Consider the following 13,280-nt stretch of genomic DNA (forward strand, 5'->3'; position numbering starts at 1 on the left):
GGTCTACTAAACGCGCGGAAAGCTGCGGGATAAAGGGCGCAAAGACGAAGGAAAGACTATCTACTGTGGACTGGAATCCCGAATGGTGGACACGATGCCACAATGTGGTCGCCCGTCCCGCATAACGAGCAGAGGTCCCACCATATGAGCCTCGCGCGGTGGCGGGTGCCTGTTGACCATGCCCGGCTGGCGTCCGTCGCATGGCAATGCGCCTCTGCCGGCGCGCTGCGAGTCCGGCCGCCGCGCTGCGAGGTGGGAATCGCGCTCGCTTGCCGCTGAATTTGGTTGTCCGACCGGATCGCACGCACCAGCTCGCCGCCTCGGGCATCATCGACGGTGAATGGCCACTTACGGGAGCATCATGCCGACGTCCGCGGCGACCGCGTTCCGCCGCTTCTGAGAGGCGCGGCCCGGTATCGGCATCGCGGGGTGGCTTGACGCAGGCGGGTGGAGGTGGTGAGTGAACGAGTCCGGTGCTGACGAGCGGCCGGAGGTGGTGGCCGCGGTCATTGTCAAGGACGGGCGGGTGCTGCTCGTTCGGCGGCGGGTCGGTGAAGGGGGCCTGGTCTGGCAGTTTCCCGGCGGGGAAGTGGAGGCCGGGGAGAGTGGTGAGGAGGCCGCGGAGCGGGAGACGCGGGAGGAGGCCGGGCTTTCGGTGCGGGCTACCGGTCTGCTTGGGCGGCGAATTCATCCCGGCACCGGCCGGACCGTTGTCTATGCGGCCTGCGACGTCGTGGACGGAATCGCCCACGTGGGGGACCTTGACGAGATCGCGGAAGTCGCGTGGTGCGGGCGGGCGGGGCTCGCGGAATTTATTCGGTTCCCGTTTCATGAAGCCGTTCGGGCGTATCTGGACGCCAATCTCCGGTGACATCCGAGGATTGCCGGGCGGGACAGCCCGGTCGGGCGTGAGGAGATGTTGTTGCACTCAGCCGGGCGCGGGGCCGGGGGCTTTTCCTACGCGCGTACATCTACGATTTCTTGGGTCTTGCCCGCACGTGAATGCGCGCGCCCTGGCGGTCGAAAATGGACAGGAATTCGACCGGGCCGCCCTCGGCGCTGCCGAACCAATGCGGGAGTCGGGTGTCGAATTCCGCGGCCTCGCCCGGTGGCAGGACCAGGTCGTGCTCGCCCAGGAGCAGGCGCAGGCGGCCGCTGAGGACGTAAAGCCATTCGTAGCCCTCGTGCGTTTTCGGGTCGGGGGTCTGGCGTTCTCCGGCGGGGATCAGATGTTTGAAAGCCTGCGGGCCGCCGGGCTGGCGGGTGAGCGGGATAATTGTTTGGCCGTACGCCTGCATGGGGCGCGCATAGACGCGGGGATCGCCCGTTTCCGGGGCGCCGACCAATTCGTCGAGCGGTACCCGGTACGCCCGGGCGAGTGGCAGCAGCAACTCCAGCGTCGCGCGGCGCTGGCCGGACTCGAGGCGCGACAGCGTGCTCACCGAGATGCCGGTGGACTCGGCCAGGGCGGTGAGCGTGATCCCGGCCTTGCGGCGCAGCGTGCGCAGGCGCGGGCCGACCTCGCGCAGCACGTCCTCGTTTGCCGTCATGGCAAATATGTTTCCCCAAATCGGCTAACGGTGTCCACCATCGGAGCATGACCTATGACGTGGTGGTGATCGGCGGCGGACCGGCCGGGCTCAGTGGAGCGGTGGCGCTCGGGCGGGCGCTGCGCTCGGTGCTGGTGATTGACTCGGGGGCGCCGCGCAATGCGCCGGCCGCGGGCATCCACAACTTCCTTACTCGCGACGGTATGAAGCCGGCCGAGTTCCGGGCGGTGGGGCGTGCGGAGGCGGAGCGATATGGTGCCGAATTCGTCGACAGCGAAGTGGTGTCGGTCGATGGGAAAGTGGATGACTTCCGGGTCGTGACCGATGGCGGCGAATATCGCGGGCGGCGCCTTCTGGTGACCAGTGGGCTGGTTGATCAGCTTCCGGAGGTGCCGGGGCTGGCTGCACGCTGGGGTACGACGGTGCTGCATTGTCCGTATTGCCACGGTTATGAGGCGCGGGGCAAGGCGATCGGCGTGATCGGGTCGGACCGGGCGGCCGAGCAGGTGCGGTTGTGGAAGCAGTGGAGCCCGGACGTGCGGCTGCTGCCCGTCGAGGAGATCGCCCGGGTGGAGGACGGCGGCGTGCGGATGCGCGACGGCTCGTGGGTGGCCAGGGACTATCTGGTCGTGGCGACGAGGCTGGCGGCCCGGGCCGGGTTCCTTGAGGATCTCGGGTTGGTGGTTGTCGAGGGCGCTATGGGAACTTATGTCCCGGTGGTGGATCCGAGTGGGCGTACGGCTGTTCCGGGTGTCTGGGTTGCCGGGAATGTCGCGGAGCCGATGGCTCAGGTGATCACGTCGGCCGCGGCGGGGTTGACCGCCGGCGCGATGATCAACTTTGATCTGCTGCCGGAGGAGCCGACGCCGGCAGCGCCGTAAGATCCCGATATGCGCTGATAACGGCATTTGTCTGTTCGGCCAGCTCGCTGCCACTCCCGGCCGGTGGGGCGCCGGCACTCAGCGAGGTCAGCATCAACTCGGCCCGCCGCACGGTGTCGCCGAGGTGCCGCTCGCGCAGAAACGCCTCCCCGGCCCGGGCCGTCGCCTCGATCGCGTCCATGATGCGTTCGGCCTGCTCGGCGCTCTCGCGCCACAACAACTCGACTCGGTCACGCTGGTCGTCGAGGGCCAGCTTGGCGGGGCTGCCGGCCGGGACACCATCTTCCCGTACGCCCGCAAGCCCGTCCCGCAACCGCAAGATCTCCTGTCGGCGCGCCAGAACGGTGGCCAGATCGTCGAGAGCGCCCGTGAGAGCGTCGCCGGCGGTTACCGGATCGATCATGCCGGAGAGTGCGGGCCAAGTGCGGCGGATGCGACGGGCGGTGACGAGCGCGCGCTCGAAGGTGGCGCGTTCCCGCGTCAGTACGCGCGCGTCGGCGGGCGCTTCCAGGACGCCGAACTGGGCGGCGCGGGCCTGACGGCGCCAAACCGTACCGACGGTGACGGCCGACGCCATCGCGGACAGCCACCACGGGACGCCGGCGGCGTACAGAACGGCGCTGGCGAAGATCAATGGGAGAGCGAGGCGGGCGGCGAACGTGACGCGGTCCTCGCGACTACGCCCGCTCGGCGGGATCGGCAGCGCCTCGATCAACGAGCCGCTGCGGTGCCGGCGAATCCGGCCGGTGCGGGGCCGGACCGCGTACGGGGTGACGATGATTTTTTCCCGGTCGATGCCGATGTGCAGTTCCGTGGGCACCCGGGTCTCCTGTCACCACCAGCTTCCGGCTGGGCGGGCCCGATCGCCGAGGGGAATCCGACCGGGGCCCGCCCACCGCCGGGAACTCCCCGCCGGTGCCACAAGCAATCGGTGATCGGTGCGCCGGGTTGAGGTTTTCCGCGGCCCGGCTTCCCCGCATGGGCCGGCTCCGCTGATCACCTCGCCCAGGCCCCGAAAACTGTCAGGGGGTAGCCCTACTCTTCCGGCATGAACGACACCCCCCTCCAGACCTCACCCATCACACTCGACCGCCGCCTGGTGCTGGGCGAGATCGACTACCAGGTGACCGCCTTCCCCACCGACGACCACCGCATCGAGCTCTGCATCGTCAGCAGCGACGGCGACGGCCAGGTGGTGAGCGAGATCAGCGGCGGCATCGCACCGTCCGACCTGACCCCCTTGACCGACGTGCTCACATCCACGCTGGCCGGCTTGATAGCGATGACGCAGCCGCCGTTCTCGGTCCGGGCGGCGCCCCCGCCCGACCGCCGCGGCCGCTACCCCAACCAGGGCGCCCGCTGGACGCCCGAGGACGACGACCGCCTGATCGCCCGCTACCGCGCCGGCGCCCGCCCACGCGAGCTGATGGACGAGTTCGGCCGCAGCAACGGCGGCATCCGAGCCCGCCTGGAGTATCTGGGCGAGCTGGCCCCGGGCGGCCGGTGGCGCCCGCCCCCCACCGACGACTCACCGGAAGACACAACTCCCCCCACCGAGGAGACAGACGACGAGTAACGCGCAACGGGGCGGGCCCGACGCCATCCGGCCCGCCCCGTGGCTCCAAGCCACCAGGCATCGAGCGTGAGTTCGGCTCGCCGGCCGTTCCGGTCCCCATCGGGCAACGCTTAGGAAGGAGGCCACGCAGTGTGCCGGTCGCGCCGGCACCGGTCGCGGTGATCGGGTTGGATCTCGACGCCCCGGTCAGTTCTCCACAGAGCCGCGCCGCAGCCGCGACGCCTGCCATTCGCGGACGGCAACCGGCCGCCACACAGGGGACCCGACCGAACATGCGATCGGCTGCCGGAGCCTGGCCGCGGGACACATAAGCCGCCCAGGTGGCCCGAGTGACCGGTGCCCCGGCCGACCCCAGGAACGTCAGCACGTCCTCGGTCGTCCACCAATCGTCAGGCAGTTCGCTGTCGCTCATTAGGGGCGAGGTACGCGATGGGGGCTGCGCGATCCTGCAGCAGGATTCTCCAGGTCTACAGTGCCGCCCGCAATCGCCGACCCTCCGCTCTTGACGTAGTTCTCACCGCTTCCGCGCCTCCTGCGCTTGGACCCGCGGCCACGCCCTGGCTCGTTCAATTGTGGAGCACCGCCACGGACTGAGTTGCAGGAGCTGAGCCCGCGCGGAGCCATAACGCCGTGCGCTCCGAACAGAATGAGGCGTGCCACTCGTGCGCGAAACGCCGGGCGCGAGGGCGGGCGCGAGGGCGGGCGGCGGCCGATCCTTTCCGTAAACGGGGAGTGCCGGCTCCGCGCGGGCGCAGCAGGTTGAGCCCGCGACTCCTCGCTTGTGCGCGAGTGTTCGCTGTCAGGCTCCTTGCGTAGCCGGCACCTGGACGAATCTCTACGGGTCAGCGGGATCAAGGTGAACGCGGCCCACGCCGTCTCCGCCGCCGATCCATTCTCGCCGTCTCGTCATGTGAGACCTGTGTCCGCTGTGCGGGACTGGCGCCCACATCGTGGCGTGTGGTCCGCAATGTGAGATCCAGGTCCACAGTAGAGAGTGTTTTACACCCTTTTACGTCTTATATTCGGCCGCTTTTGACTACGTTTCGTGGACCTTGGAGAGTTGTGGTCAAAATATGGGCGCAAGTCTCCAAGGTCTCAGGAAAGTCCACGATGTGGTCGGGACCGTCGCATAGTGGGATCGGTAGAGGAGGCGCGCGTCGGCCCGGAGAAATGTGTGGCTCGTTGATCATCTCGGCGTCCGATGCGGTGCCGCACGCTGCCCCGGCGCGGGTGCTCGGCTGGACTCGCTTGAGGACCACGTCGGGGCGCCGGACGCCGCCCGGGCGCGGGTGCTCGGCTGGACTCGCTTGACGAGTACCTCCCGGGGCACCGGAAATTTCAGCCTATGTGGAGGCTTATCGGCGTGAGCGGTGGGGATTCGGCGCGGAAGCCGAGCTGGGCCGGTGGTGGGAGCGGTGGGTGGGCGGCGCGAGCGGCGACATGTGGCGGCGGGTACATCCGGCCGACAGCAGTCAGCGGCGATATTCGGCGTGTCTGCGGTGGGCTGGCGGCAGGCCCGCAGTGGGCTGCCGGCGGGCCGGGGGTTTGCTGGCGGCGGGCTAGCGGCGCGCCGGCGGCGGGCTAGCGGTGGACCGGCGGCGGGCTAGCGGTGGGCCGGCGGTGGGCTGGCGGCGGGCTAGCGGCGGGAGTGGCGGTGCGTGATCGGGGGGCGGGAGCCTGGTGGGCGGGAGCCGACCGGGCGGGAGCCGGTAGGGCGGGTGCCTGCCCAGCGGTCACGCACTTTCACTCCATTGAGTGACTCGACCGTCACCCAGGATGCGATTACGTTTTCATGCGACATGCGTGCCCCCGCCCATGCCTGTGAACCGTCCGTCACGTGCATCAACGATTCGGCGGTCGGGCGGTGGCTGGCGTGTCTGCTCGCCGTGGTCGACGAGGAGCTTGGTCGGGGAAAGGGGCTCGATCAAGCTCGCGGGCATCGCCGGCTCGGACGCAAGGTGGACAGACGCGAGGTGGACAGCAGGCGGGAGACCCTGGGCCCGTGTCACGCGGCTCGCGGTCGTCGGGCGGGGGGTCAGGCGGCTCGGCGGGAGGTGGACATCTGGCGGGGGACCGTGGGGGGTGGGGTGCGTACCGAGCCCAGCGCGTCGGTCAGCAGCGCCTGGATTGTCGCTGGGTCGGGCAGGTGCCAGGCGCACTGCTCGGGGCGCACCGCCCAGCGCACGAAACCCTCCAGCAAGCGGCTCGGCGGCGCCGGGATCCACGAGCCCAGCGCGTGCCGGACGATGTCCAGGCGGCGGTCCAGCTCGGGGCGCAACGGCACCCCGGGGCGCACCAGGAAGGTCCAGCGGCCGGCCGCGGTCACGGCCACCGGGCCGAGGGCCAGCGAGCGCAAGCGGGCGCCGCCCAGGACCCGGACGCCCAGGGCCGCGGGGACCTCCAGCGCGTCGAAGGTGCGGCCGGTCGCCAGCAGGACCGTGTGCGGGTGGGAGCGCCACCACTCGTGCACCGTGGGGGCGAAGACCGAGGCGGTGTCCTCCCAGGAGTCCAGCGCCGGGTGGCAAGCCATGATGGGGCGGCCGGGGCGGCCGCAGACGAAGCGGTGGCCGGTCAGCCACGCTCCGGGGGTTACCGGCCAGCCGTGTGCGGCGTAGCGCAACGCGGCCCGCCGCAGGCGCAGCCGGTCCATCTGGTCGACAAAAGACGCCGGTATCAACACTGATAACCCCCGATCTAGGTGGCGCCGTGCTATATCAGCCGAAGGTGCCGTATCCAAGCGAGACACGCCTCGTTTGTTTCGGCAGATCCGCCCCTTTGCAACTTGCAAAGAAAACTACGAGCATCGGTGAGCAGACGATCACACACGCTGTGCGACGTGCGCGGACGTGGTGGGGTCAAACTGCACATGACAGAAGGGCTCGCCGGCGGCGGTCGCCGTGCGAGCCGGGGGAGGCACCGTGGACGAGCTGCCGATCGGCCGCCGCGTCGCCTATTGGCGCGGCCGACGCAAGATGTCCCAGCAGGTCTTCGCGGACCGGCTGGGAAAGTCCAAGAGCTGGGTCGACAAGGTGGAGCGGGGCGTCCGCCGGCTCGACAAGTTCTCCGTCGTCTACGAGATCGCCGACGTCCTGCAGGTCGACTCCCAGCTGCTGCTGGGCAAGGACGTCGAGCGCCGGCCCGAAACGCAGAACTGCATCGACCAGGTGGAGGTCGAGGAGATTCGCGCGGCGCTGGAGCGTTATGACCAGATGAGCGCGTTCTTCCAGCCGGTGCCACACTCGCCGCCGCTGCTGGAGATGCGCAAGGCGGTCAGTCATGCCTGGCTGACCTACCAACATGCCAAGTACGGCGTACTGGCGCGCACGCTGCCGAAACTGTTGCGCGACGCGCAGGCCACCGACAGCGCCCACGCGAACAGCGAAGAGGCGCCGCAGGCCGCGCACCTGCTCGGGCAGGTCTATCAGATCGCCTCCTCGGCGCTGCGCAAGGTCGGCGAGCACGAGCTGTCCTGGCTGGCCGCGGACCGGTCGATCGCGGTGTCGCAGCGGGCCGGCGACCAGCTGCTGGCGGGCCTGGCGAGCTATCGGGTGGGCAGCGCGCTGCTGGCGCTGGGCCGGGTCCGGCCGTCGCTCGAGGTCAACGTCAACATCGCGAACAGGCTCGCTCCGGGGCATGACAGGACCAGAGCGGACCAGCTTTCCGTGTACGGGATGCTGTTGCTCAACGGTGCGATGGCGGCCGCCCGGATCGGCGACTCGGCGACGGTGCGTGACCTGCTGTGCGGTGCCGAGCAGGCGTCCCTGCAGCTCGGCGGCGACTTCAACCACTACTGGACCAGCTTCGGCCCGACCAACGTGCAGCTGCACCGCTGTGCGACGGCGGTCGAGCTGGGCGACGGCCGCACCGCGGTGGAGACGCACGAGGGGATCGACCAGGTCGGGTTCAACGCGCTGTTACCGGAGCGCCGGGCCCATCACTATCTGGACATCGCCCGTGGTTACACCCAGATCGGCAACATCGAGAAGGCGAGCGAGATGCTCCTGGAGGGCGACCGGCTCGCCCCGTCCGAGATCCGCTGCCGCCCGCTCGCCCACGAGGTTCTTTCCGACGTTCTCCGCCGCACGCGGGGCGCGCCCCCGGCTCCGATCGCGGAGCTGGCCGAGCAGATGGGAGTCGGCGTATGAGGGTCGGTCCACCTATGGGGTGGGTCTGCACGTGATGAACGGCAACCCCTCACAAGGTGTGCTCTACATCCTCGTCTGCGGTTCACCCATCGCCCGTGACGTCGGCGTCCTGGTGAGCATGGCCAAGCAGGAAGGCTGGGAGGTCTGCGTCATCACGACGCCCGACGGACGCAAGTTCGTCGACGTTCCCACGCTGCAGGCGCAGACCGGGCACCCGGTGCGCACCTATTACAAGGGTCCCGGCGATCCGGACATGCTGCCCCAGGCGGACGCGATGATCGTCGCGCCGGCCACGGTCAACACGGTGAACAAGTGGGCCGCCGGGATCACCGACACGCTGGTCCTCGGCCTGCTGGTCGAGGGGTACGGGTACGGCGTACCGACCGCCGTCGTCCCGTACACGAACAAGGTCATGGCTCTTCATCCCGTGCTGCACGAGAGCCTGGCGAGGTTGCGGGACTGGGGGGTGCACGTGCTCTACGGCGAGGACGTGTGCAGCCTGGGCAAACCGGGGCAGACGGATCGTCACCGTGCGCAGTTCCCGTGGCGGCGGGCCTTGCAGGCGGTGAGCGATCCCGTGTCGATGAGCAGCCGAGTCGAACCGGACGCGGTGTCGTAGCCCCATATAGAGTTGTCGGCCGTGACCGACGCTTCCGCACCACCCACCGTCCTCGACGTGGTCGACGCCCTCGACCGGCGTTATCCGCGGGAGTGGGCCGAGTCCTGGGACCGGGTGGGATTGGTGCTCGGCGATTTCGAACGCCCGGTCCGCCGGATCCTGTTGGTGGTCGACTGCGTGCCGGAAACCGTGGACCAGGCGCTCAAAATCGGTGCTGACCTGGTCGTGGCCCACCACCCGCTGCTGTTGCGGCCGGTCTCCTCGATCGCCCCGGACACGTACAAGGGGCGGATCATCCATCGGCTGATCAAGGGCGACGTCGCGCTGTACGTGGCGCACACCAACGCCGACACGGCGAACCCCGGGGTGTCCGACGCGATCGCCGCGCTCCTCGACCTGAGTGACCTGCGTCCCTTGGTCCCGGCCGAGGGCGCCGCGGCGGGCGACGGCCGCGGCCTGGGCCGGATCGGGGTGCTGCCCGAGCCGATGACGCTGAGTGAGCTGACCGGCTTCGCGGCGACCCGGCTGCCGGTCACCCGAGCCGGCGTGCGGTCCGCCGGCGACCCCGAGCAGACCATCCGTACGCTGGCGGTCTGCGGCGGCGCGGGCGATTCGTTCCTGAAAGACGCGACGCGGGCGGGTGTCGACGCGTACCTTTGCGCTGATCTTCGCCACCACCCGGTGAGTGAGCATCTGGCCGACGGCGGTCCCGCCCTGCTCGACGTCGCGCACTATGCGACGGAGCGCCCCTGGCTCGATGACGTGGCGGCCTGGCTGCGCGACGAGTTCGGTGCCGACGTCGTGGTGTCTGATGTGGACACCGATCCATGGACCGGGCATGCGCCCGAGATGAAGGAGACCCAACTGTGAAGGCCTCCCCGGAAGCCCAGCGCCGCCTGCTCGACCTGCAGGCCGTCGACACCGCCCTGGCCCAGCTCGCGCACCGCAGGCGGACGATGCCCGAGCTAGCCGAGATCGACTCGGCGGCCCGGGAGATCTCCGCGCTGGAGGACGAGCGGGTCCGGGCGCAGGTCGTGGTCGATGATCTCGATCGGGACATCACCCGGTTCGAGAAGGACATCGAGCAGGTCCGCACCCGCAAGGAACGCGATCAGGCCCGCCTGGACGCGGGCGGCGCGGTCCGCGAGATCGAGGGCCTGCAGCACGAGCTCACCACGCTGAACCGCCGGCAGTCCGAGCTCGAGGACGCCGAGCTCGAGCTGATGGAGCAGCGGGAGAGCGCGTCCGGCACCCTCGGCGACGTCCAGGGCCGGCTGGCGACCGCTAACGACAAGCGCGACGCCGCCGAAAGCCGCCGCGACGAGGCGCTCGCCGACATCGACAAGGACGAGGAGTTCAAGAAGGCATCGCGCGGGCCGCTCGCCGCGGATCTGCCCGCCGATCTGGTTGCTCTCTACGACAAGATCCGGCTGGAGTCCGGCCTGGGTGCCGCGTTGTTCCAGTCGGGCCGGTGCGGCGGGTGCCGCATCGAGTTGTACGGCGCGGACCTCGCTCGCGTGAAGGCGGCGGCGCCGGACGACGTGGTCCGCTGCGAGGAATGCCGCCGGATCATGGTGCGTACCAAGGAATCGGGCCTGTGACGCGGGTCATCGTCGAGGCGGACGGCGGGTCGCGGGGAAATCCGGGGCCGGCCGGGTACGGCAGCGTGGTGCGCGAGCCGGGCGGCGGGGTGCTGCTCGAGCGGTACGCCTCGCTGGGCGTGACCACCAACAACGTCGCCGAGTACACGGGTCTGATCGAGGGGCTCAAGGCCGCGCGCGAGCTGAACGCCACCCAGGTCGACGTCCGGATGGACTCGAAGCTGGTGGTCGAGCAGATGTCCGGCCGCTGGCAGATCAAGAATCCCGGTCTGCGCACGCTCGCCGCCGAGGCGGCCGGCCTGGTCAGCCAGTTCGAGCAGGTCACCTTCGAGTGGGTGCCGCGGGAGCGCAACAAGGCCGCGGACGCGCTGGCCAACCGCGCGATGGACGAGGCCGCGGGCAAGCCGGTCGCCGCCCCCGAGGTGTCGGTGGCCGAGGACGTGTCCACGGCTCCGGCGCCGTCCTGGGCGCCGCCCTCGCTCGACAACGCGACAAGATTCATTCTCGTACGCCACGGCGAGACCTCGATGACGCGATCGGGCCGGTATTCCGGGCGTGGCGACGTGCCGCTCACCGACGAGGGCGAGGCGCAGGCGATGGCGGCGGGCGGCCGGGTCGCGGGCATCTCGCGGGACGTGACGGCGGTGGTGAGCTCGCCGCTGCGCCGCTGCGTGCGGACCGCCGAGCTGATCGCCGCCGAGGTGGGTGGCCTGCCGGTGACGGTGCTGGACGACCTGATCGAGTGCGACTTCGGCGAGTGGGAGGGGCTCACCTTCGCCGAGGTGCGCGAGCGCTGGCCCGCCGAGATGACCGAGTGGCTGGCATCGGTCGATGTCGCGCCGCCGGGTGGCGAGTCCTTCCGGGCGGTGGCGGCGCGGGTCCGGCGGGCGATGGGGACGGCCCTGGAGGCGTACGCGGGCGGGGTCGTGGTTCTGGTTTCGCACGTCACGCCGATCAAGCTGGCGCTGCAGGACGCGCTGGCCGCGTCCGATGCCTTCCTGCACCGGCTGTATCTGGACGCGGCCGGCGTCTCCACGATGGATGTGTGGCCGGACGGCAACATCGCGGTGCGGTCGGTCAACGAGACGGCACATTTGCGCTGACCGATTGATTGACCGGATGCATCGATACGTTTAGCTTCCAGAATCAGGAAACCTTCTTTCCTGATTCTGGAGGGCTCTCATGCGCGGGTTCACCCGCCGTCTCATCGCCGTCGCCGCCGTGGCCGCGGTCGGTGTGACGGTCGCTCCGGTCGCCGCCCAGGCGACCACGAAGCCATATCTGAAGGTCGGCTACTTCACGCAGTGGGGTATCTACGGCCGCGACTTCCAGCTCAGCAAGGTGCAGAACTCGGGTGCGGCGGCGAAGCTCACCCATCTCAACTACGCGTTCGGGCCGGTGACGGCCGATGGCGTGTGCGCGTCGGCGGACCCGTGGGCGGACTGGCAGACGCCGTTCTCGGCGGAGCTCAGTGTCGACGGCGTCGCGGACGTCGCCGGGCAGCCGATCGCCGGGAACCTCAACCAGCTCGCCGAGCTCAAGAAGAAAAACCCCAAGCTGCGGGTGCTGATCTCGCTGGGCGGGTGGACCGGGTCGGCGTATTTCTCGGACGCGGCGCTGACCGACGCCTCGCGCAAGAAGCTGGTGAGCTCGTGTGTGGATCTCTGGCTCAAGGGCAACCTGCCGGATCTGCCCGCGGGGGTGGCCGGCGGGATCTTCGACGGGGTCGACCTCGACTGGGAGTGGCCGGGGTCGGACGGCAACGCGGGCAACGTCATCCGGGCCGCGGACAAGCAGAACTTCACGCTGCTGGCGGCGGAGTTCCGCAAGCAGCTGGACGCGCTGGGACGGTCCACGCACAAGCACTACGACCTGAGCGCGTTCCTGCCCGCGGCGCCCGCGAAGATCACGGCCGGGTTCGAGGGTACGAAGATCTTCAAGTCCCTCGACTTCGCGACCGTGCAGGGGTACGACTTCCATGGTTCGTGGGAGTTGCGGACGAACCAGCAGTCGGCCCTGTTCGTGCCGAAGGGTGCGCCGGACAACCCCGACTTTTCCGTGGATAACGCGATAAATGCGTGGGTGAAGGCGGGAGCGCCCAAGAAGGAGCTCGTGCTTGGCGTGCCGTACTACAGCCAAGGGTGGACCGGGGTCACCGGCGGCGGGAACGGGCTGTTCGGCCCGGCCACGGGACCGGCTCACGGCGTGTTCGCGGACGGTACCGAGGACTACAAGACGGTGAAGAACCTGCCCGGGTTCAAGGTCTACCGTGATCTGCGGGCCGGGCACGCCTGGCTGTACGACGGCACCACGTTCTGGACCTATGACGACCCGGCCCAGATGCTGGCGAAGGCCCTCTACATCCGGGCGAAGGGCCTCGGCGGCGCGATGATGTGGTCGCTCGACGGCGACGACGCGAACGCGTCACTGACGAAGACACTCGCGACGGGCCTGCGGTAGAAGCGCACGGGCCGTCTCCGGCCGGAAGCCGGAGACGGCCCGGACGCCGCGGGTGAGTAGCCGTAAAACCTGGGGGACTTTTCGCACGCCGTACCGGATATCGAAGTTTGCCGTTCGGCGCAGGACCGCGCCCGTTCGGCGCACGATGATCGACTTTCCGGCGCCTCAATCGTTAGCGTGACTGTGGACCTTATCCGCGCTGATGAGGAGGTCGGCTGATGGCCGAGCCTGAATCTCCCGAGGCGGTACCCGCAGCCCGGCATGATCGCAGTCCGTGGAACTGGCTGTTGCTCCTGCCCATCGTGCTGCCGTTGCTGACCCCGCTGTTCAATCACGACTCGCCGCGGCTCTGGGGCTTCCCGGCGTTCTACTGGGTGCAGTTCCTGTTCATCCTCGTCGGCGTGGCGACCACCACCGTCGTCTACCAGATGACGAAGAAGCGGTGACG

At 69.4% G+C, this 13,280-nt stretch carries 13 protein-coding genes; 10 read left to right on the plus strand and 3 right to left on the minus strand.

Translation table 11 applies throughout. The annotated features are described in order from the left end of the window. Positions 1–460 precede the first annotated feature (460 nt). A complete protein-coding gene (locus HH310_RS17480; RefSeq protein ID WP_169176628.1) occupies positions 461–871 on the plus strand; it encodes an NUDIX hydrolase in 411 nt (136 codons plus the stop codon). A 100-nt stretch (positions 872–971) separates the two neighbouring features. Here the strand turns inward: HH310_RS17480 and HH310_RS17485 are convergent, their stop codons facing one another. Further along, positions 972–1,550 carry a helix-turn-helix domain-containing protein gene (locus HH310_RS17485; protein WP_169176629.1) on the minus strand — a complete coding sequence of 193 codons (579 nt, stop codon included), beginning with the start codon at positions 1,548–1,550 and terminating at the stop codon, positions 972–974. Between the two features lie 47 nt (positions 1,551–1,597). Here HH310_RS17485 and HH310_RS17490 point away from each other — a divergent pair, with 47 nt between their 5' ends. Further along, positions 1,598–2,431 (plus strand): NAD(P)/FAD-dependent oxidoreductase, encoded by an 834-nt coding sequence (locus HH310_RS17490; protein ID WP_169176630.1) that lies wholly within the window; start codon positions 1,598–1,600, stop codon positions 2,429–2,431. Here the strand turns inward: HH310_RS17490 and HH310_RS17495 are convergent. Continuing rightward, positions 2,385–3,251: a hypothetical protein gene (locus HH310_RS17495; RefSeq protein WP_169176631.1), complete on the minus strand. Its 867-nt coding sequence runs from the start codon at positions 3,249–3,251 to the stop codon at positions 2,385–2,387. The two genes, HH310_RS17490 and HH310_RS17495, sit on opposite strands and share 47 nt — an antisense overlap. A 228-nt stretch (positions 3,252–3,479) precedes the next feature. On the opposite strand from HH310_RS17495, the gene HH310_RS17500 reads away from it, so the two are divergent. After that, positions 3,480–4,007 (plus strand): hypothetical protein, encoded by a 528-nt coding sequence (locus HH310_RS17500; protein ID WP_211192255.1) that lies wholly within the window; start codon positions 3,480–3,482, stop codon positions 4,005–4,007. A 2,035-nt stretch (positions 4,008–6,042) separates the two neighbouring features. Here HH310_RS17500 and HH310_RS17505 read toward each other — a convergent pair. Beyond that, positions 6,043–6,657 carry a bifunctional DNA primase/polymerase gene (locus HH310_RS17505; RefSeq protein WP_169176632.1) on the minus strand — a complete coding sequence of 205 codons (615 nt, stop codon included), beginning with the start codon at positions 6,655–6,657 and terminating at the stop codon, positions 6,043–6,045. A gap of 268 nt (positions 6,658–6,925) precedes the next feature. Between HH310_RS17505 and HH310_RS17510 the strand changes: the two genes are divergently transcribed. The 7 genes from HH310_RS17510 (at position 6,926) to HH310_RS17540 (ending at position 13,278) form a co-directional block, all read left to right on the plus strand. Further along, complete coding sequence (locus HH310_RS17510) at positions 6,926–8,152, plus strand: helix-turn-helix domain-containing protein (RefSeq protein ID WP_169176633.1); 1,227 nt, start codon at positions 6,926–6,928, stop codon at positions 8,150–8,152. A gap of 34 nt (positions 8,153–8,186) precedes the next feature. After that, positions 8,187–8,771, plus strand: coding sequence for a flavoprotein (locus tag HH310_RS17515; RefSeq protein WP_169176768.1), 585 nt, complete (start codon positions 8,187–8,189; stop codon positions 8,769–8,771). Positions 8,772–8,792: 21 nt separating this feature from the next. Then, entirely contained in the window at positions 8,793–9,641 is an 849-nt protein-coding gene (locus HH310_RS17520; protein ID WP_169176634.1) for a Nif3-like dinuclear metal center hexameric protein, read from the plus strand. Next, complete coding sequence (locus HH310_RS17525) at positions 9,638–10,372, plus strand: zinc ribbon domain-containing protein (RefSeq protein WP_169176635.1); 735 nt, start codon at positions 9,638–9,640, stop codon at positions 10,370–10,372. The genes HH310_RS17520 and HH310_RS17525 overlap by 4 nt, the downstream gene beginning before the upstream one ends. Further along, complete coding sequence (locus tag HH310_RS17530) at positions 10,369–11,475, plus strand: bifunctional RNase H/acid phosphatase (protein ID WP_312034162.1); 1,107 nt, start codon at positions 10,369–10,371, stop codon at positions 11,473–11,475. Before HH310_RS17525 ends, HH310_RS17530 begins: the two co-directional genes overlap by 4 nt. A 79-nt stretch (positions 11,476–11,554) precedes the next feature. Then, positions 11,555–12,832: a glycoside hydrolase family 18 protein gene (locus tag HH310_RS17535; RefSeq protein WP_169176637.1), complete on the plus strand. Its 1,278-nt coding sequence runs from the start codon at positions 11,555–11,557 to the stop codon at positions 12,830–12,832. Between the two features lie 218 nt (positions 12,833–13,050). Next, positions 13,051–13,278: a DUF3311 domain-containing protein gene (locus HH310_RS17540; protein WP_169176638.1), complete on the plus strand. Its 228-nt coding sequence runs from the start codon at positions 13,051–13,053 to the stop codon at positions 13,276–13,278. Positions 13,279–13,280 lie beyond the last annotated feature (2 nt).

It is taken from the genome of Actinoplanes sp. TBRC 11911 (genome assembly GCF_012933445.1).
In the GTDB taxonomy this organism is placed as follows: domain Bacteria; phylum Actinomycetota; class Actinomycetes; order Mycobacteriales; family Micromonosporaceae; genus Actinoplanes.